This window comes from Haloarcula limicola, assembly GCF_010119205.1.
GTDB classification, from domain to species: Archaea; Halobacteriota; Halobacteria; order Halobacteriales; family Haloarculaceae; genus Haloarcula; species Haloarcula limicola.
This window is the reverse complement of the sequence record NZ_WRXM01000006.1, coordinates 1-19,214: the sequence shown is the minus strand read 5'-3', so window position 1 is coordinate 19,214 and position 19,214 is coordinate 1. Positions and strand designations below refer to the sequence as shown.

Sequence of the window (19,214 nt, the reverse complement as noted above, 5' to 3'; positions counted from 1 at the left end):
ACAGTTGGAGGAGTGATCGAAACCGAGGATTGCTCATTGCAGTGAGCAGGCCCTGCTGGGCACGCTCACGAATGGTCGTACGGCGAGTTTGGTTGGATGGCGAGTCGTCCGATGCGTTCGATGTTGCACTCATGTGAACCTAGATACTGATTGCTCTGGTTAGCTGGCGATACTGCAGATGGCCCTGTTCAGCGACACCGGGTGGACGCCATCACACGCACCCAGCCGAGATACAGGCTGTTTCGTCTGACGACGGTGTCAGATATATTTGAAATCTACCGTTGGAATCGTGGTGTAATCAACTCCGAGTTCATACACTCCTCCCTTTCCGGGGGTTGTCGGATATACTCACCCACGGTGACAGTGTCACCGGGCGTGAACAAGTAAAAAGGCAGCAAGCGACGACAAAAAGTAGAAACCGTATTACCGGTGGTTTAGCCGCATTGGCATCCCATTCTCGGTGCGAATCGTAATCCGTGGTTCGAGTGTGGGCTCTCGATTTGCTTCCCAGTCTAGCTGGAACCGCTGTCCGATCATTGCGAGCGCAATCTTCGCTTCGAGTAATGCGAACTCGCGGCCAATACAGGTCCGTCGCCCACCACCAAACGGCGCGTACGCAAAGTCCGGCAAGCTCTCTCTGAACCCATCTGTCCATCGGTTAGGACGGAATTCGAGCGGATCATCGTAGAACTGCTCGTCTCGATGAATATGGATTAGCGAGAGATGGAGTTCGTGCCCCTCCGGGAGGTGATGACCATTCATCTCGACATCGGTTGTCGTCTTGCGTGGAATCGTATGAATCGGGGGATAGAGTCGCAGCGCCTCAGTGAGGATACGATCGGTCACTTCCAGTTTCTCAATATCCTCGAGAGAAGGCGAAGCACCATCGAGGACTGTATCGAGTTCGTTGTGGAACTCATCACGGATGGTCGGATGCGTGGCAAGCAGATACCACGTGAACGCGAGCGCAGTGGCTGTAGTTTCATGCCCGGCAAAGACCATCGTGACAAGTTGATCCTCGATCTCCTCGGTAGTCAGCTGCTTTCCCTCTCCGCTGTCGCGAGTCTGTTCGAGTCGCGAGAGGAGATCCATGGTGTCTGAACCGCCGGACTGCTGTGGCGGGGCAGCCGACATCCCATCTGCTAATAGCGTTCTCACTTCTTCCTGAAGCCGGTTAGTGGACTCCTTGAAGCGTCGACGAGCCGGTGTTGGCATCCAGTGGGGGAGAATCCACGAGGTCGGCGCGAACCACTCGTTGAGTCCATCAGCAGCTTCGCGGATGTCTGCATCCTCGCCCGGGGACAATTCCCGACCGAACAATGTCGCAAAGAGAATTTCGAGTGTGAGCGCACTCATCTCCTCCTCGACGTCTCGGGTTTCACCATCCTCCCATGTCGCCAGTCGCTGTTCGATGCAGGCGACCATCTCATCGACGTAGCCGGTGATTCGGTCACGGAAAAACAGCGGCTGCAAAATATCGCGTTGCTGTCGCCATTGCTGTCCCTCAACTGAAAGTAATCCACTTCCGAACGCTCGGCGAAAATCATCTGTTTTCCCAAATTTCTCAACGTCGTCGACAAGAACCTGAGCAAGATAATCTGGGTGGGCGAGCACGAATACGTCATCAACGCTCGGCAGCTCCATCCGATAGAGATCTCCACACTCTGTCGTAGCTTCTTCTACGAACTCGAACGGATCACGTGCGTAACGAAGTGAGTGCTGGAGGACTGGATGTTTGGATGGTGCTGGTGGTAGCTGACCGCTCACATCTATCGCTCTCGGCCGGTCCCCTGTAAATACTACCGGCCTGTAGCTATACAGTTACTATACTTACACAAGGAGATTATCAATCGATAGCAACTCCGTCCACTAACATGGCAGATAAATTTGAACTCTAGAGTCAACTTCTCGATAAATTCATAGGGGTAGGGATAATAATTGATTATAGGTGCGAAAGTGTGACACGCGATGATCGTGTGGCGACGAATCCACTAACGGACGAGCAAGTAGTTATTCGTGAGACCATCAACAATCTGGTTGATTCGGCCCGACTAGATGTCCTCCGCGCACTTGCGGAACAAACACAGACACCATCGGCTATCAACGCTCAAGGGGTGGTCACACGTCAAACTGCGTCGGACCATCTGGCCCGGTTTACAGAACGCGGACTCACGAAACCAGTTGCTGAGCAGTGCGGATATGAACTCACTGCTGGTGGAAAAATCACGCTTGAAGCCATTGAAACGTGCCTTGATGTACTCGACAGTGATCAGCTGGCCTGTCTCACCCGCTCTACGCATGCACTCGACGTGTTAAACAGTCTCGCTGCCGGATCAGCTCGGCCACATGAACTCGCTAGGGCTGGAGCAGATGCCCCCTCTCGCTCGACTGTTCAACGGATGCTCAGCATGTGTGAAGCGCAGAGCTGGAGCAGTACTACTGGCGGAACCCACCGGCTCACACCTGCAGGCCAGACAGTGTTAGATGCATACAACGACCTCGCGCTCTCGATTGAGCAAGTAGTGGAGAAAGCTCCGTGGCTGCAGCGACTCGACCAATGTCGGTCGGATCTCCCGGTGCAGGCACTTGCTGACGCAAAGGTCGTCGTTTCGAGTCCAGATTCACCTGGGCTTGTCGTCTTGGCTGCACTGAGCCTCTGTGACCGCCAGTTCAGCCAATTTCGGGCGCTGACGTCAATTTACAATCCACCGCTATTCGATGCCTACAACGAGTTGCTTGAGAGGGGACTTCCAGGGGAGGCAATCGTTGACCAGTCCGTCTATCGGGAACTCCATGAAGAGGGACTCCAGCACTTTCTCGACGATTCAGAGTTTGCGGATTTCGATATTGGCTGGCTTGAAGAGGAATTAACGCTCGGCATCGGAGTGTACGATGATCGGAAAGTCGCCATTGGAGCCTATAATCAAACCGGTGCTGCGGATCACATTGCGATGCTTATCAGTACCAACCAGACAGTTGTCGACTGGGGCATTGAACTCTACAACACATACTGGGAACAGGCTCACCGCAAGGCGGAGCAGGCTCCAGAAGTTGTGAGTAGCTGAACTAGTAGATAATGGAACTCCGAGTCACGAACAGTATGGGACAAAGGAAGTAGTAGGAATTCTCAAGCGGGGTCCAAGAAGCTCTATTTATTCGCTGTCAACGGCGCCGATAATTACTTGCACAAACTCACTCTAGTAGTCCAAGATCAGTGAGCCGATCTCCGATTACGGTGAGCGCGTCTTCGACATCGCTCAATCGCTTGCCACCTGTGATGACGAGTTTCCCGCTGCCGAACAGTAGTGCTACGACATCTGGGTCGTCGAGTCGATAAACAAGGCCCGGGAACTGCTCTGGTTCGTACTCGATATGTTCGAGACCGAGTCCGATCGCAATCGCATTCAAATTTAGATTCGCCTCCAAATCAGCGCTCGAAACGATATTCTGGATATCGATCGCTGGTGCATCGTCGACTTCAACTCCCAAGCTCCGGAGTTCGTCAAAGACCTGTCCGAGGGCAGCCTCGACAGCGTCTACGCTTTTCGCTCCGGTACACACCACTTTTCCTGAGCGGAAAATCAGCGTCGCCGCCTTTGGATCGTGCATCCGATAGACCAAGCCGGGGAAATTCTCTGGATCATAGTCACTCCCTTCGAGGTCCATGGCGAGTGATTCGAGAGCCAGTTCCTGACCAATGTCGCTCGACGCGACGACATTTTCGACTTGAATTGACTCCGCTGAGATACTCATACTGACACTGTGCACCCACAGCCCTCTTAAAATAGGGCGTGACTCAGAGTAGTCAGAGAAAAACTACTCAGCCGTGTCTTAGAGGTCTCGCGCTTGGACCGTCTTGCGGTCGTTGGCTTCAGCACGCTGGGCAGCGTCTTCAACCCGGTCCGCGACTTCTTCATCCAGTGCTTCGTAGAAATCCGCTGAGACGTTGTGCTCCGACAGCGCATCTTTCACAGCTGCTTTGACAATGAGAGACATTCCAGTGGGGCCTATTCGCGTCTCCCATATAAGGGTTTGAGCTAGTGAGTGCCGCTCAGATCGCAGTAACTCGGTTCACATCGTCGTCCAGTGCTTGCGCGTCTTCCGGCAGCAGGGCGACAACGAGATACTCCGCGTAGTCTTCGAAGTACTCAACGAGCTGGGCGATCCGGTCCGAGTCGATCGCTTCCAGCGAGTCCACGAGCATGAACGGCACTGTCTCGTACAGATCGTGGACGAGATAGCCCGCGAGCGCGAAGATTAGTCCCGTGACCTCACGCTCACTCTCGCTGAGATGCTCAACTGTATCTTCGTAGGCTGCGCCATTCTCTGTGGTCCGGACAATATGGAGGTCAAACACAGTCTTATCCACTTTCTGTCGGCCCTCGCGCACGGTCTGTTCGACACGCTCGATCCAGATGCGGTCAAGGTTCTCGTAGTCCAGAATCTCGAGCATCGCGTCCATGTGCTCATTGAACTCCTCAACAGCATCAGCTTCAATCTGGTCGATCTTCGTCCGTTCGTCGGTCAGCTGCTCGAGTAACTTGTCGCGTTCTTCTCGGAGGTCGTCAGCTCGGTCGAGCATGTCCTCAATCTCCTCAATCTCCTCAGAGACTTCCTCCAAATCAGATTCGAGACTGTCAATCTCGAATTCGAGCTGATTAGCTTCTTTGTGAAGCGAGAGCACCTCTTCGAAGTCGTCTGATTCGAGGTCGTCGACGTCGGCTTCAAGCGTTTCGACATCGCCGGTCAGCTCTTCGCGTTGGGATTTGAGCGAGTCTAGCTGTGCATCGCGGCTCTCAAGTTCGTCTTCGATGTCCGAGAGCTTTCGTTCGATTTGCTCACGCTCGTTTTGCTGCTGTTTGGCCTCGCGCTGGGTGGCCTTCAGGTCTTCGAGTTCGGACTTGATGTCATTCAGTTCCTCTACTAAGTCTTGCCGGCGTTCTTGAAGACGCTCAACAGTGTCCTCGATCTGCTCACGTTCGACCGTTGACCCGCACGTCCAACAGGTGACCGACTCATCGCCGTTACCGAGCAGTTCGTCGGTCGGCGAGCCATTCGATTTAGACTGATTAGTTTCGTCGAGCGTTTCGAGAACCTCGTAGTCCTCATCCTCCAACCGTTCCTCGTTGTACTGGATAAGACTCTGAAGGTCGGAAACCTGGGAGTTCAGTGCCTGGCGTTTCTCGCGGAGTTGTTCGATCTCGGTTTCGAGGTGCTGGTGGTCGCCCATCGGCGTCTCGGGCAGTTCCTCAAGCTCGTCTTCGAGGTCACTCTGCTCCTGTTTGAGCGAGGTGACACTCTCATTTTGTGTCTCGATTTGGCGACGCGTTGATTCGAGCTCCGAGCGCGTCGAGCGAAGTTCGTCAAGTTTCTCCTCTAACTCTTCCTGTTCTTCCCGACTCGACTCGACATCTTGGTTACTTTCGTCTATCTCTGCTTCCTTATCTTCAAGTTCGTCTTCTTTCTTTTGTATCTGATCCTGTATACGCTGCCGGCGCTGCTCTAGTTCAGGTATGTCCGTTTTTCTATCTTCAATAGTGGCTAATTCGTCGTTTATATCGTCTTTTTGATCTTCTAGTTCGCGGATTCGGTTTTTGATATCCTTGATATCGACGGGGCGCATGATGATTTCCCGAAGGTCGTCACCACGAGCGACAGACTGGCGCGCTTCGTTAGTCTCCAGCAGGAATGCGAAGAGGTCGGCTACCTCAGGATCGTCGAGGTAGCCATCACCATCGAACGCGACTGAGTCACCTGCTCGAGTGAGCGTCCGTTCGTAGGTCTTGCCCTGAAGGTTCAACTGAACACGCCCGTCTTCAGCGTCGCCTTTGAGTGTCGCCTGGTCGCTTCCCATCGCAGCCATAATCGACTGGAGGAACGATGTTCGGTTGGTCGCATTCTTGCCGGTCAAGACGGTTACGCCGGGCGGAATCGACACCTGGGTGCTGTCGATGCCGCCAATGTTTTCGACCGAAAATTCCGCCCTTTCAGATACCTGTTCAGGTTGGTTCATGTTCCAAAAGAGAAGCTCCAACTATTAAAATCCATTTCAGCGGCGACCGGTTAGTCATTGTCCGCTGAATAGACTAAGAGCTGAATCTATTCTGATCGTATATCAAACAACGCTCTTGTGTAGCACATTGTTGATTTTACAGCGTCGGTCGAACAGCGTGTTTGGGAGCTATTCATGTGGGTTTTCGATACTGCTCCCGACGTAGTTGGAATGCTCTGAGATACTGTGTCAGCTTATCTTTTGAGATGCCACGATGGGGTGAGAGCCAGCGTCGCGTCAGCGACGCGTGGCTCTCGCAGGTGTTGACATGTACCCCGTCATCGGCGTATACGCCCTCGCCGTGGACGATGTATTTACGGTCAAGTGCGTCTCCTCTTCGAGCGGTTCGTACGCTCGAAGTCTGTCGGTATAGGCGGAGAGCGACGCCTGCTGGCGGACCGTCAGCAGGCGTCGAATCATCAATTCCTCTCCAGCTTTCGCCAGAATCACATACCGCTGTTCGGTGCCCCGGTCAACAATAATGAAAATCGGCGGCTTGTCGCCGCTATATGAACTACGCTCACGCGTGGATAGGCCACATGAGCGCGACGGTAGGTGGCGCTTGAGGCCTTCCCCCAGTCGAGACGTATACTTCGTCAAGTTCGACTGGTCCGTCGGGGTCGTAGTTCAGCAACCACAGAGTGGCCAGCAATGGTTTTAATACGTCGTCACACACAGCTTTATCCGCTATGCAAGTAGGCGTATTAACGGTCCCGTTAGCTAGTGAACCGCTTTCAGATGCTCTGTCGTATCTGGACAAGATTGACGTCGCTGCCGTAGAGTTGGGCTGCGGTGGTTATCCAGGCGACGATCACCTCCCGCGCGATGAGTACCTCGACGACAATGATGCGCAAGCCGAACTCCGAGACTCGCTCGACGAACACGGGACGGAGGTGAGTGCGCTGGCGACCCACAACAACCCGCTCCACCCCGATGACGACCGGGCCAGCGAGGCCGACACGGAACTGCGGGAGGCCATCGAACTGGCCGATCAGCTCGGCGTCGACGCGGTCACGACCTTCTCGGGGCTGCCCGCCGGCGGCCCGAACGACGAGGTCCCCAACTGGATCACTGCGCCGTGGCCGACCGAACACGCTGATGCCCACGAGTACCAGTGGGACGTCGCCACGGAGTACTGGTCGGACGTCGCCGACCACGCCGCCGACCACGGCGTGAACGTGGCTATCGAGATGCACCCGAACATGCTCGTCTACGAGCCACACGGCATGCTGAAACTCCGCGAGGCCACCAACGAGTACATCGGCGCGAACTTCGACCCCTCCCACCTGTACTGGCAGGGTATCGACGTGACCGCCGCCATCCGACTGCTCGGCGAGGAGGACGCCATCCACCACTTCCACGCCAAGGACACGAAGGTATACGAGGAGAACGCCCGCGAGAAGGGCGTCCTCGATACGACGGGCTACACCGAGGAGGCCGACCGCTCGTGGCTGTTCCGCTCCATCGGCTACGGTCACGGCGAGGAACACTGGAAGGACGTCGTCTCGACGCTTCGAATGGTCGGCTACGACGGCACGCTCTCCATCGAACACGAGGACTCCCTGACCAGCGGCCGCGAGGGACTGGAGAAGGCCGTCGACGTCCTCTCTCGGGCCGTCTTCGAAACGACGCCGGGCGACGCGTACTGGGCGGAGTAACGACTGCAGGATTTCAGCAATGACTGACGAACCACTCGACATCGGCGTACTGGGGTATCGCTTCATGGGCAAGGCGCACGCGAACGCGTTCGCGCGGTTGCCCATGTTCTTCGACGACGCGCCCGAACTCAACCGCGAGGTTATCGTCGGCCGCGACGAGGAAGCGCTCGCCGAGGCGGCGGATAGCCTCGGCTTCTCGCGGACGGCGACCGACTGGCGGGACGTGGTCGAAGAGGTGGACGTCTTCTACAACCTCGGACCGAACCACGTCCACGCCGACCCCTCCATCGCGGCGCTGGAAGCCGGAACGCCCGTGTTCTGCGAGAAGCCGCTGGCACCGACCCTCGACGACGCGCAATCGATGGCCGACGCCGCGGCCGACGCGGACGTGCCCGCGGGCATCGCCTTCAACTACCGGTTCATCCCGGCGATCCAGTACGCGAAGCGGCTGCTGGAGAACGACGAACTCGGAGAGATTCGGCACTTCCGCGGGCGCTATCTGCAGGACTGGCTGACCGACCCCGACGCGCCGTGGTCGTGGCGCAACGACGAGGAGATGGCCGGCAGCGGCGCGCTCGGCGACCTGGGCGCACACACTATCGACCTCGCGCGGTTCCTCGTCGGCGATATCGAGGAATTGAGCGGACACCTGCGGACGTTCGTGAACGAGCGTCCCGTCGAGGGAGAAGACGAGACGCGTCCGGTCACGGTGGACGACGCCTACTCCGCGCAGGTTGCCTTCGAGAACGGCGTGATGGGTACTCTGGAGGCCACTCGGACGGCCAACGGGAACAAGAACAACCACACCATCGAGATCGAGGGGACGCAGGGAAGCCTGCGGTTCTCGCTCGAACGGCTGAACGAACTCGAACTGCTGCGGGAGGACGGTCGCGGCTACGAGACGATCCTGATGACCGACCCCGAGGACCCCTACCTCGACCACTGGTGGCCACCGGGGCACATCATCGGCTGGGAGCACACGTTCGTCCACGAGAACTACGAGTTCCTCTCGGCGGTGGCCGACGGCGGCGCGTATGAACCGAGTTTCGCCGACGGACTGGCGGTTCAGCGAGCCCTTGACGCCGTCGAACGCAGCGACGACGGCCGCGAGTGGGTCGGCGTGTCGTAGGCGAAAAAGGAGCCATTAGCAACTTATTAATAGTTGGGCTCTCGAGAGAGAAGTGGATACTCGGAATGAGTGTCCACGGTGACGGTCTCCCCGACATGTCAGTCATGGGTTCGGTGATATCAGTCCACCGTCGTCACCACCACCACTCCCCACCACTTCCCCCACTGTTTGCAGCGGATTCCAATAGGAGACACTGCTACCTGGTTCGAAGTCCCCAAAGGGTGATATTGAAGGCCCGTTCCAACGAGCACGTTAGAGAAACGGTAATACCGTACGGGTTATCGGCCAACGCTATCAAATCAACTGTCGTAGGCAGTCATTCCTTGACTGCTCCTTTGGTCAATCCAGAGATAATGTACCGCTGCGTCACCAGCAGGAACACCGCAACGGGTGCGATCGTGATGACAATACCGGCCGAGAGTTCGTTCCACGCGATGTTGTACTGGCCGACAAATTCGGTAGTGGCGACGGGGAGTGTTTTCGCCTCCGTCCGGGTCAGTACGAGAGCGAAGAAATACTCGTTCCAAGTAAGGATGAAGCTGATGATGGCGGCGGCACCGACACCCGGCTTAATGAGCGGGAGATAGATGTGATAGAACGTCTGAAGATGAGTCGCGCCGTCGACTTCGGCGGCTTCACCGAGGCTGTCGGGGATATCATCGATGAACCCACGGGTGAACCAGACGATGAGTGGAAGCGTAAACACAGCGTACACGAGACCGAGCCAGAGACTGCTGTCCAGTGATCCGAGGGCGCGGAAGATGTTGAAATACGGAATAGTCGCGACGATAGGCGGGAGCATGAAGATAGAGAGGAAGAAAAATCCCAGATGGTGGTCGAGATTCAGTCCGAAATCGTACCGAACGATGACGTATGTCGCAGGGATTCCCAGTAGCAAGCCGACGACGACGGCGATGAGCGTCGCGACGAGACTGTTGACAACGTAGTCGAAGTACGCACCCTGAATCAGAATGGACTCATACGCGTCGAGCGTGACCGTCTTCGGAATCCAGATGGGTGGCAGTCGGAACGAGGTACGTGTCGTCATCACTGAGCGGGTGAGTATCCAGTAGATGGGGAACAGCGCCACGAGCGCCGCGAGTGCGACGAATAGCGTTCCGATTCTATCGAGCAGTGCGTCCGTATCGAGTGGGGATGTCGTACTCATAGTTATCTCGCCTCGTTAACTCGTGAGAGTGCGGCGATGAATACGTTGCTCACGAGGATGATGAACACCAGGAACAGGAACGACATCGCGGCCGCGTTCGCAGTGTTGAGGAATGAAAAAGCGTTCTCGTAGATGAGCATCGTGAGCGTCTTCGTCGACCCGCCGGGGCCGCCACCGGTCATCGCGAATATCTTGTCACCTCCCTTGAACGCCATGATGAGACGGATGAGCGCAGTCACTAGCAACACGGGATACAGCTGTGGAAGGATAATGTACCGAAACCGCTGGAGTCGGGTTGCACCGTCTATCTTGGCCGCCTCGATGAGGCTCACCGGAATTGTTTGGAGGCCGGCGTACACCAGCACGAACACGAACGGCGTCCACTGCCAGACATCAGCAACAATGACGGTGACCATCGCTAGTTGCGGATCACTGAGCCACACCGGTTCCGGCAAACCGACAGTGCCGAACAAGTGGTTGATGATACCGAGGTTCGAACTGAAGAACCACCGGAACATCAGCCCGACAGCGAACGTACTCAGCACCATCGGCAATAGAAGGACGGTCTGGATCGACCGCTCGAACCGGTTAACAGAGTTGTACGCCATCGCGAGTGCGGTCCCAAAGAGGATTTCGAGACCGACCGACGGCACCGCGAACAGCAGGGTTGCGACGACAGCGTCGTGGAACGAGGGGCTAAGAATCACATCGACATAGTTCTCTATCCCGACGAACGCACCGCCAACGCCCTCTGAGAGACTCAGCCTGAGGAGAAACACCATCGGATAGACGATCCACGCGACAGCGTAGAGGAATGCCGGGAGGACCATCCCATACTTGAATACAGTCCGACGGTCAGCAGACTGCCACGTGACCCCGCGGAGCGACGGGAATGTGTCTATCGACATCGGTTTCAGTAGCCTTGTTCTTCCAAGAGCTGGCGGGTATCGTCGGCGGCGTTCGACAGAGCCTTCTGTGGATCCATGCCCTGGGTAATCGAACGGGTCAGCCACTTCTGCATCGTGCTGGACCACTCGAAGTAACCTTTGATTTTTGGTCGGCCGATACCGTACTCCGTGAGTCCCTCGTACAATGCTTGGAAGAATGCGGGCGAGGTCTGGAACACTTCGTTGCCCGACTGGGTGAGGTGGTCGTACGCGGACTGACGACTCGGCTGAGCCCCGTAGCGAGCGCGCTCAATCTGCACGTCCGTACTGGAGAGCCACTCGATGAACCGCCACGCGGCGCGTTTCTTCTGTGAATTCTTTGGGATGGCGAGCGACCACGTCCCGTAGTGTGGACGTCGAAGCATGGTTCCAGAGATGTCAGAGCCGGGGTAGGGGGCGTAGCCGACCTTACCTGCAACTTCTGACTGTTCGGGGTCGTTTGCGACGCGGGCCGTACTGGAGAACGCTTGCCCGGTGGCGAGGCGTCCCTGGATGAAGTTCTGCGTGACGTCCGTCCAGTCCCAGCTTGTGACGCCGTCAGGCGTGTAGTCCGCCTCGACGAGTTCTTTGTAGTACTTCAGCGTATCTATGGCAGTCTGGTTGTCGAAGACGGGATTCCACGACTCACTGATACCGAATGGTGCGTCCTCGATAGTCTCGCCCTCGAAAAACCGACCGCCGCGGGCATACAGCATGCTCTTCCACTCAACGAGGAGCGATTCGTGTTCTTTGGCCATCATCGCCATGCCGTAGCGGTTCTGGTCGGGGTCAGTCAGTTCTCGTGCGACCCGCTGGTAGTCTGCGAGGGTCTGTGGCGGCGAGAGTCCGGCCTCGTTGTACAGGTCTTTCCGGTAGTACAGCGTGAGGACGTTGGGCTGATACGGGATGCCCATGATGTTGCCCGCTTCGAGGTTCAGGTAGTCATCAGGGGTTCCCCAGACGACGGTATCGTCCCAAACGCGCTGGAGAAAGTCTGACTGTGGTAAGTCACTCTGGGCGAGGCGGTTGTTCAGTGGCTGGATCCAGTCGTTACTGACGAATGCGGGCCAGTACGGGACGTCGACGTCGATGACGTCGTAGCTCCCGGAGGAGCCTTCGAGTGACGTGAACTGTTTAGAGATGAGGTCGCCGTAGGGCGCCGTCTCTAAGTTGACAGTGATACCTGTCTCCTCCTCGAACTGCGGCAGGACCTGCTGGGTCGCCTCCGCCTGCGCGGCGGCGTACTCCAGCATGTTGATGGTCGTCCCCGCGAGGTCTTCGTCACCGCTGCCGTCGGTCACGGTTCCGCCCGTCCCCGTCCCTCCATCGCCACTACCATTCCCATTGTCTCCCCAACCGATACACCCCGAGAGGAGTGCGGCCGCACCGGCGGCGCTGCCTTTCAAGAACGTCCGGCGGTGGCTGGCGGTAGTCTTCGTTGTACTCTCTACTGTGCGCTGGCTGTCACTGCGACGCATACCTAAGCGATACCAATATTAGTATATAATTGTTTGGGTACAATCCACCTTACTGGAAAATATTTATATACGATGGGTCAGCATCTCATACGTGCGATGGTTCGACTAGGCATCAACACTTGGCTGTACGCTAGTTTCCCAGTATGGACACCGAGTTACACGCTGGAAGACACGATCGACCACGTTGACGACGCGGGGTTCGACTCTATCGAGTTCGGCGCCGCATCGCCACACGCGTGGCCACAGTACATGAATGACGACCGTCAGGCATCGATTCAGGAACGATTGGACGCGAGCGATCTGACGGTTTCGAGCATTTGTCCAGCACTGGGCGGTGGGCCCGGTCCCAACCCGGCAAGCCCGCTCGAAGAAGAACGGGCGGCAGCTCGCGAGCATTACATGGGCTGTCTCGACGTCGCCGAAGCCTTCGATAGCGATACGGTCATCTGGGTCGGCGGGTGGCGATTACAGGGGCAACGCTTCGAAGATGCGTGGGCCAATCAGCGTAATATTCTCGAGGACGTTCTCGACGCCGCTGAGAAAAGCGGTAAGACGATCGCTATCGAGGCCAACGCTGCCGACGTCAACCTCATCGAGACGACCCAACAGCAGCTGCGACTGCTGGAAGAGGTCGACTCCCCCAGCGCGGCGGCGATGATGGACACCGCACACGCCACTCACCGGGGGGAGTCCCCAGCCGCGTACATCGAGGAACTGGGCGAGGACCTCGCCCACCTGCACCTTGCTGACACCGACCGACTCCCGCCGGGTGAGGGCGACCTTTCCTTCCGCGCGATGTTCGACAAGTTGGACGACATCGGCTACGATGGTCACTATACCGCAGAGATATTCGGTGGCCATCTCGACCCCGACGAAGCGGCATACACCACTCGCGAGAACCTCTCCGCAATGCTGGAATAACCCATGGCGTCTGTTACTATCGATCGGATGAGGAAGGTGTACGATGACGACGGTGGAGACATCGTCGCTGTCTCTGACCTCGACATCGAGATACGTGACGGCGAGTTCCTCGTCCTCGTCGGCCCGTCGGGCTGTGGGAAATCCACGACCCTGCGGTGTATCGCCGGCCTCGAATCTGTGAGTGAAGGGACTATCGCTATCGGCGACGACATAGTCACGGACAAGAATCCTCGTGAGCGCAACATCGCGATGGTGTTCCAGAACTACGCACTGTACCCCCACATGACCGCTCGGGAAAACATGTCGTTCGGACTGAAGATGTCCGGCGAGTACACTGACTCCGAAATCGAAGACCGCGTCGAGTCCGCGGCCGAGTTGATGGGCATCGAACCGCTACTGGAGAAGCGGCCCGGGGAACTCTCCGGCGGCCAGCAACAGCGAGTTGCGCTCGGACGGGCGATCGTCCGCGACCCGGCGGTGTTCCTCATGGACGAGCCGTTGTCAAACCTGGACGCGAAGCTCCGGACGCAGATGCGGACCGAACTCCAGAGTCTCCAGTCGGAACTGGGGACGACGACAGTCTACGTGACCCACGACCAGACAGAGGCGATGACGATGGCGGACCGAATCGCTATCCTCAACGATGGCGAACTGCAGCAGATAGGGTCACCGCTAGAGTGTTACTACGCACCGGCGAACCGATTTGTCGCAGGGTTCATCGGATCGCCGTCGATGAACTTCCTCGACATGTCCGTGGACGGCGAGACACTCCGACACGATTCGTTCACCCTCCCAGTTATGCCATCGCTCACCGACACGATCGGTGGGATGCAGTCAGTCACACTTGGTATCAGGCCCGAAGACGTCATACTGGAAAAGGGGGCAACCGAGGAAGCCGACGCTATCGAGGCGACAGTCGATGTCGTAGAACCGATGGGCGACCTTTCGTACGTCTACCTGACCGTCGGCACGACGGAAATCACCGCGACAGTTGAGGGCGAGCGGGTGTTCACCGCTGGAGAAACTGTCGTAATGCGGTTCCCTGACGACCGACTCCATCTCTTCGAGACGGAGACAGGTGAGGCGGTGCGGACGCGGACCGTCCCCGAGGACAGATCGGTCCAGGGTGGCGGAATCGCAGGCTGACCCGCACCGGTCTTTTACGCCAACTCGTTCCGAAACGACATAGATTCCCGACGCTTGCGGAGTTCGTCCTCACGGATTACACGAGAAATGTGTGCCGTAGCTACTGCTGAGAAGGAACAGTCGAACCGTAGAACCTGATACAGCAGGGGTTCGCGAGCAGCGAATAACTGTATGGTACCATACAGCCGCGGGAACAGGTGACACGGATAGATACCTCCGTGATCGCATATTGGTACGGTGAAACTATGCTCGACGAACAGTGCTAGTCGTTTCCTCGCAGAGAACACTGTCGTGTCATTCGCTCCGAGCTGGGGGACAAGTCGAAGGAGGGTAGTGAGTGTCGCTGTCGTGCTTAGAAGTTAGAAATAATGTAGGTACATGTGTTATTACGCTGCCGAACCCGCTTGAGGTCGGATAACGAACGTACCGATGTTACGAATATAGGGAAATCAGCGACGTTCGCTAGGAGGAAACACGGTGACAGACAGATTCCAGAGCGTTACTGGTTGAAGTAGGCCGTAATCTCTTCTGGGGGGTCAGTCTGGAAGTACTTTGGATACAGGTCGAGGAGGTTCCCGCGGTGAATCGGGAGGACACCTGAGGCGATGAACGGAGGGGTGCTGTTCGCCAGTAGCGAATTTCCGATCATATTGGCCTCGATCTGCCCTTGTTGGTATGGGAACTGACCGCCAGTGGCAATTATTGGCCCGTCGCTAGCGATACTCTTCGTCGTTTCCACACTCAGGTCTGTCGTCGTAATAGAGACGTGGTCCATCCCGAGGTCAGAGACGGCGGCAGCCGCCTGCATTCCCGGTGGATCACCCCAACTCACGAACAGGCCCTCAATGTCGGGATTTGAAACCAGCATCTCTTCGGTAAGTTCGTAGACATCGTCGGGATCGGTGAATCCAGCTTCGGCGACGAGTTCGATGTCTTCCGCCGCTTCAAGGATCTCGCGTGCCCCACCTTCTCGCGCCGAAGTCACATAGAACGGGGCATCCAGTTTGATTATGCCGACCTCCCCCCTGACGACAGTGTCACGGAGAAAACGACCAGCAAAGATGCCTAATCCCCGGTTGTCCGACGAGACGGTCCCGGCGTAGTCTGTGGGGTGTTCGAACCCCTGTGGAACGTTGTCTATAAAGACGATATCCGTTCCTGATTCCGCGACGTTTCGGTAGGCGTCAGCCGTCGCAATCTCGTCTATTGGGATCGAGACGAGCGCGTCAATGTCGCGCTCCGCGAGCGTGTTGAGAACCTCGGTCTGTTTGGTCGCATCGAAGTCCGCCCCGTAGACACCTTCAACAGTAATCCCGAGTTCCTCGAATCGCTCTTCGAGTCCCTCCCGCTGCAGTCGTACGTAATCTGTTTTGAGATAATGAAAGACAATAGCGACCGTGTAGTCGCCGCGGCGAAGCCTCTCAATGTCATCCCCTGAAAGAGCTACCTGTTCGGCTGACATCGGGGATGCTCCGTTGGGTCCTTTACCGACTGGGTTTCCAGAGAGTACTGTTTTCATTGGCTCGTGGTTGTCACGGTCAGCTAATAGATTTTTTGGACGTGATGGACCTACGTAGACGACTGAATAACGACGATCCTAGAGTGACAGACGACAAAAGGATACGCCTTGTTCTTGTGTGCAGAATTCTCGCTTACCGGAACCCGAACTACCTGCAATAACAAAAATTATAAATACGGTTATCTCAAACACGACTCTTGAGGCGAGAATATGACAAGTAGATACAATCGTCGCAAATTCTTGCAACGTATTGGTGCCACCGGTGTTGGTATCGGGATTGCTGGCTGTTCTGGAGATGGTAGTGATGGTGGTGACGGAACAACTGATAGTGGTGGCGGCAGCACGAGTGGTAGCACCGCCAGTGACGGGCCACTATTCGATCTCGACGCGATAGATCCCAAAGGGCTAGTCGGCCAAGGTCCAAACGGAACGGAGGCAAGTCCGCCGAAATCGGTCGCGCTTTCCGACTCCGAGGTTTCGGAAGTTAAAAACCAAGAATTCAACGTTGAGATTGTATTCCATTACAAAGGTGATACCTGGGTCAGGCTCCAACGCGAGGCTATCAAGAAGCGCGCCGGTGAACTGGGGATGAACATTACGGGTATCCACTATCCCGACTTTTCACCAGAAAAGCAAAGCAACGTCCTACAGACGGTTGCAGAGAAGGACAACGTTGACGGTGTATTCTCTATTCCAACTGACACAGCGGCGACGACTGACGCCTATCAGGCCGTTCTTGACGCTGGCAAGGAGCTCGTCTTCATGGATAATGTCCCGGAGGGATTTCAACATCCCTCGGATTATGCGGGCCTCGTAGCGGCTGACAACCGTGGAATGGGGACTATCGGCGGCCGAATGATGACCGAACTCGTCGATTCCGGGAAAATCATCTTCCTCACGTATGATGTCCCGTTCTATGTCGTCGATGAACGGGAAACGGGAGCAAAGCAGGTCCTTGAAGAGAGCGGCAACTATCAATTGGAGCAGTACGGATTCACCGACACTGGCAAAGTCCTACAAGTTGCACAGGACGCACTGACGGCCAACCCCGACGCCGCGGGTCTCTGGGCGCCATGGGTTGATGCACCCGGCGCACAGGCAATCCAAGCTATCCGCCAGCAGAGCGCAGACATCCCAGTCACATCATGTGACTTGGGGACCCGAAGCGCCGTATTAATGGCCGAACGGTCCCCACTCAAGGGTGTAGGATCACAACAACCGTACGCGCAGGGACTAACCGAAGTCGACATGATGGCGAAGGCGTTCCTTGGGAAGGAAACCCCACCGTACATCGGCCTGCCATCGCCGCCGGTGGCACGACAGAATCTGCTGGAGATGTACCCGAAAATCTTGAAGGAAGAACCACCTGAAAAGGTCACAAAACACTTCGAGTAACATACTGATGGCAGCTACCTCAACTTCAGAGATCAGTCAAGTCGTCAGCGAGCGACTGGGACGGTTCGGTGAACTCGGACTCTTGGTCGGCGCCATCGTGCTCCTTGGTGCCATCTTTGGCGTAGCTAGTCCTGTTTTCTTCTCTGTCGGGAACTTCGTGAATATCATCAGACAGACGGCTATCGTTATCGTCCTCGGACTAGGGATGACCTATGTCATCATCAGCGCGGAGATAGACGTCTCTATTGGCGGCGTGATGGCGCTGAGCGCTGTTTCGGCCGGGCTGGTGATCAACGCTGTCGGCCCGTTTGCCGGCGCAGTCGTCGGGCTAGCAGTCGGATTCGGCTTCGGGGTTATGAATGGGCTCGTGACCATTCGGTTCGGGATTCCGTCGTTTATCGTGACTATCGGTACGCTAGGCATCGCACGCGGGGCCGCGTTTATCGTTTCCCAGCAGGAACCAATTATTGTCCGAAATCCTGCTTTCGAGACGGTGTTTGGTGGGACAGTCGGCCCAGTTCCAACGCTCATTCTGTGGGCGCTGGGGCTGGCAATCGTCGCGGGTGTCGCACTCTGGCGGACACGGTTTGGCCGCCATGTTTACGCTACCGGTGACTCTGAACAGGCAGCCCGCTACTCGGGTATCAACACTGACCGCGTGAAGATTATGACACTGGCGCTGGCTGGACTAGCCGCTGGTATCGCTGGCCTGCTGTTTATCGGCCGACTCGGTGCAGCCCGTGCGGATATGGCCTCAGGAATCGAACTCGCGGTCATTGCCGCCGTCATCATCGGTGGGACCTCGTTGTTCGGTGGACGCGGAAGCATTGCGGGGACGATACTCGGCGCGTTGCTAATCAGCGTCATTGACAACGGTCTCACGCTGCTAGGCTTTGGATCTAGCTGGCAGCAGCTCATCCGTGGCGTTGTTATCATCGCAGCCGTTGCGCTCCGTGACAGAGATGAGGAGGGAAGCTTCCTATGAGCAGTGTTATCGAACTAAATGGTATCTCGAAGCAGTTCGGGCAGATTCAGGCGCTAGAGGACGTCTCATTCGGTATCGAGGAGAACGAGGTTCTCGCGCTGGTCGGCGACAACGGTGCTGGCAAGTCAACTCTGATTAAGATAATCAGTGGCGTCCTGCAACAGACCAGTGGAACCATCCATATCCGCGGCGAGGAAGTAGAAATCGGAGACTACAATGACGCCGAGGATCGTGGTATCGAGACCGTTTATCAGGACCTCGCTATTGCGCCGAATCGGACGGTCGCTCAAAATATCTTCTTGGGTAACGAAATTCTGGAAGGTGGCCCGCTGGGCCAGCTCCTCAGGTTCGTTGACGACGACGCAATGGAACAAGAGGCCTCGAAACTGCTCTCACGCCTAGAATTGGACTTGGATCCTAGCGCCGCGGTCAAGAACTTCTCTGGTGGAGAGCAACAGAGCGTCGCCATCGCGCGGGCGCTCCAGTCGGACCCAAACATCGTCATCCTCGATGAACCGACCAGCGCGCTCTCGCTGGACGCGACCCAGCGCGTGCTGGATCTCATCAAACGGCTCAACGAGCAGGACGTGACGATAATCTTCATCAGCCACAATCTAGAGGCGGTGTTCGACGTGGCTGACCGAGCTGCAATTCTCGCATCCGGTCGGCTCGTCGGCGTCGAAGATCTGACCGATGTAACCGAGGACGAACTTGTCGGGATGATGATGGGACGCGCCCGTCAGTCGGCCGACTGAAAACTAATAGACACGTAATAGAACTGTCAAAAAATTTATAAGTATGTGCACGAAACACCAAGGTGACTACCTATGAAAGGAG

General features: G+C 56.6%; 16 protein-coding genes and 1 pseudogene. 8 read left to right on the top strand and 9 right to left on the bottom strand.

All coding sequences use genetic code 11. The features are described 5' to 3' along the window. Positions 1-423 precede the first annotated feature (423 nt). The gene (locus GO488_RS19215) at positions 424-1,767 is read right to left on the bottom strand and encodes a cytochrome P450 (RefSeq protein ID WP_174242512.1); all 1,344 of its coding nucleotides are present in this window, start codon (positions 1,765-1,767) and stop codon (positions 424-426) included. A gap of 191 nt (positions 1,768-1,958) precedes the next feature. On the opposite strand from GO488_RS19215, the gene GO488_RS19210 reads away from it, so the two are divergent. Continuing rightward, entirely contained in the window at positions 1,959-3,065 is a 1,107-nt protein-coding gene (locus tag GO488_RS19210) for a transcriptional regulator FilR1 domain-containing protein (protein ID WP_162319470.1), read from the top strand. A gap of 127 nt (positions 3,066-3,192) precedes the next feature. Here GO488_RS19210 and GO488_RS19205 read toward each other — a convergent pair whose 3' ends face one another. The 4 genes and pseudogenes from GO488_RS19205 to GO488_RS19190 all read right to left on the bottom strand — a co-directional run. Further along, on the bottom strand, positions 3,193-3,753 hold the full coding sequence (locus GO488_RS19205; protein WP_162319469.1) for a TATA-box-binding protein: 561 nt from the start codon (positions 3,751-3,753) through the stop codon (positions 3,193-3,195). A 78-nt stretch (positions 3,754-3,831) separates the two neighbouring features. Continuing rightward, entirely contained in the window at positions 3,832-3,996 is a 165-nt protein-coding gene (locus GO488_RS19200; RefSeq protein ID WP_162319468.1) for a DUF1931 domain-containing protein, read from the bottom strand. Positions 3,997-4,051: 55 nt separating this feature from the next. Next, entirely contained in the window at positions 4,052-6,013 is a 1,962-nt protein-coding gene (locus tag GO488_RS19195; RefSeq protein WP_162319467.1) for an archaea-specific SMC-related protein, read from the bottom strand. A gap of 172 nt (positions 6,014-6,185) precedes the next feature. Continuing rightward, positions 6,186-6,665 (bottom strand): annotated as a pseudogene (locus tag GO488_RS19190) (IS1595 family transposase); the annotation flags it as partial. 76 nt (positions 6,666-6,741) lie between these two features. On the opposite strand from GO488_RS19190, the gene GO488_RS19185 reads away from it, so the two are divergent. Together GO488_RS19185 and GO488_RS19180 are read left to right on the top strand one after the other, a co-directional pair. Then, the gene (locus tag GO488_RS19185) at positions 6,742-7,710 is read left to right on the top strand and encodes a sugar phosphate isomerase/epimerase family protein (protein WP_162319466.1); all 969 of its coding nucleotides are present in this window, start codon (positions 6,742-6,744) and stop codon (positions 7,708-7,710) included. Positions 7,711-7,729: 19 nt separating this feature from the next. After that, a complete protein-coding gene (locus tag GO488_RS19180) occupies positions 7,730-8,839 on the top strand; it encodes a Gfo/Idh/MocA family protein (protein ID WP_162319465.1) in 1,110 nt (369 codons plus the stop codon). A gap of 316 nt (positions 8,840-9,155) precedes the next feature. Here GO488_RS19180 and GO488_RS19175 read toward each other — a convergent pair whose 3' ends face one another. From GO488_RS19175 to GO488_RS19165, 3 genes are read right to left on the bottom strand one after another with little or no spacing between them, the layout of a single operon-like run. After that, the gene (locus tag GO488_RS19175; protein ID WP_162319464.1) at positions 9,156-10,007 is read right to left on the bottom strand and encodes a carbohydrate ABC transporter permease; all 852 of its coding nucleotides are present in this window, start codon (positions 10,005-10,007) and stop codon (positions 9,156-9,158) included. 2 nt (positions 10,008-10,009) lie between these two features. Further along, the gene (locus GO488_RS19170; protein WP_162319463.1) at positions 10,010-10,915 is read right to left on the bottom strand and encodes a carbohydrate ABC transporter permease; all 906 of its coding nucleotides are present in this window, start codon (positions 10,913-10,915) and stop codon (positions 10,010-10,012) included. 5 nt (positions 10,916-10,920) lie between these two features. Beyond that, the gene (locus tag GO488_RS19165) at positions 10,921-12,411 is read right to left on the bottom strand and encodes an ABC transporter substrate-binding protein (protein WP_162319520.1); all 1,491 of its coding nucleotides are present in this window, start codon (positions 12,409-12,411) and stop codon (positions 10,921-10,923) included. A gap of 96 nt (positions 12,412-12,507) precedes the next feature. Between GO488_RS19165 and GO488_RS19160 the strand changes: the two genes are divergently transcribed. Beyond that, complete coding sequence (locus tag GO488_RS19160) at positions 12,508-13,332, top strand: sugar phosphate isomerase/epimerase family protein (protein WP_162319462.1); 825 nt, start codon at positions 12,508-12,510, stop codon at positions 13,330-13,332. Positions 13,333-13,335: 3 nt separating this feature from the next. Further along, positions 13,336-14,478 carry an ABC transporter ATP-binding protein gene (locus GO488_RS19155; RefSeq protein WP_162319461.1) on the top strand — a complete coding sequence of 381 codons (1,143 nt, stop codon included), beginning with the start codon at positions 13,336-13,338 and terminating at the stop codon, positions 14,476-14,478. 499 nt (positions 14,479-14,977) lie between these two features. Here the strand turns inward: GO488_RS19155 and GO488_RS19150 are convergent, their stop codons facing one another. Beyond that, positions 14,978-15,940: a substrate-binding domain-containing protein gene (locus tag GO488_RS19150; RefSeq protein WP_241692984.1), complete on the bottom strand. Its 963-nt coding sequence runs from the start codon at positions 15,938-15,940 to the stop codon at positions 14,978-14,980. 267 nt (positions 15,941-16,207) lie between these two features. On the opposite strand from GO488_RS19150, the gene GO488_RS19145 reads away from it, so the two are divergent. Genes GO488_RS19145 through GO488_RS19135 form a run of 3 tightly spaced genes read left to right on the top strand, consistent with a single transcriptional unit; the run spans position 16,208 to position 19,132 of the window. Continuing rightward, positions 16,208-17,392 carry a substrate-binding domain-containing protein gene (locus GO488_RS19145; protein WP_162319459.1) on the top strand — a complete coding sequence of 395 codons (1,185 nt, stop codon included), beginning with the start codon at positions 16,208-16,210 and terminating at the stop codon, positions 17,390-17,392. A 7-nt stretch (positions 17,393-17,399) separates the two neighbouring features. Then, positions 17,400-18,377, top strand: coding sequence for an ABC transporter permease (locus tag GO488_RS19140; RefSeq protein ID WP_162319458.1), 978 nt, complete (start codon positions 17,400-17,402; stop codon positions 18,375-18,377). Continuing rightward, entirely contained in the window at positions 18,374-19,132 is a 759-nt protein-coding gene (locus GO488_RS19135) for an ATP-binding cassette domain-containing protein (protein WP_162319457.1), read from the top strand. Before GO488_RS19140 ends, GO488_RS19135 begins: the two co-directional genes overlap by 4 nt. Positions 19,133-19,214: the final 82 nt, after the last annotated feature.

Coding starts and splice junctions, on each gene's coding strand:
- GO488_RS19205 (WP_162319469.1), bottom strand. CDS start 3,753: ATGAGTATCTCAGCGGAGTCAATTCAAGTCGAAAATGTCGTCGCGTCG.
- GO488_RS19200 (WP_162319468.1), bottom strand. CDS start 3,996: ATGTCTCTCATTGTCAAAGCAGCTGTGAAAGATGCGCTGTCGGAGCAC.
- GO488_RS19195 (WP_162319467.1), bottom strand. CDS start 6,013: ATGAACCAACCTGAACAGGTATCTGAAAGGGCGGAATTTTCGGTCGAA.
- GO488_RS19185 (WP_162319466.1), top strand. CDS start 6,742: ATGCAAGTAGGCGTATTAACGGTCCCGTTAGCTAGTGAACCGCTTTCA.
- GO488_RS19180 (WP_162319465.1), top strand. CDS start 7,730: ATGACTGACGAACCACTCGACATCGGCGTACTGGGGTATCGCTTCATG.
- GO488_RS19175 (WP_162319464.1), bottom strand. CDS start 10,007: ATGAGTACGACATCCCCACTCGATACGGACGCACTGCTCGATAGAATC.
- GO488_RS19170 (WP_162319463.1), bottom strand. CDS start 10,915: ATGTCGATAGACACATTCCCGTCGCTCCGCGGGGTCACGTGGCAGTCT.
- GO488_RS19165 (WP_162319520.1), bottom strand. CDS start 12,411: ATGCGTCGCAGTGACAGCCAGCGCACAGTAGAGAGTACAACGAAGACT.
- GO488_RS19160 (WP_162319462.1), top strand. CDS start 12,508: ATGGTTCGACTAGGCATCAACACTTGGCTGTACGCTAGTTTCCCAGTA.
- GO488_RS19155 (WP_162319461.1), top strand. CDS start 13,336: ATGGCGTCTGTTACTATCGATCGGATGAGGAAGGTGTACGATGACGAC.
- GO488_RS19150 (WP_241692984.1), bottom strand. CDS start 15,940: ATGTCAGCCGAACAGGTAGCTCTTTCAGGGGATGACATTGAGAGGCTT.
- GO488_RS19145 (WP_162319459.1), top strand. CDS start 16,208: ATGACAAGTAGATACAATCGTCGCAAATTCTTGCAACGTATTGGTGCC.
- GO488_RS19140 (WP_162319458.1), top strand. CDS start 17,400: ATGGCAGCTACCTCAACTTCAGAGATCAGTCAAGTCGTCAGCGAGCGA.
- GO488_RS19135 (WP_162319457.1), top strand. CDS start 18,374: ATGAGCAGTGTTATCGAACTAAATGGTATCTCGAAGCAGTTCGGGCAG.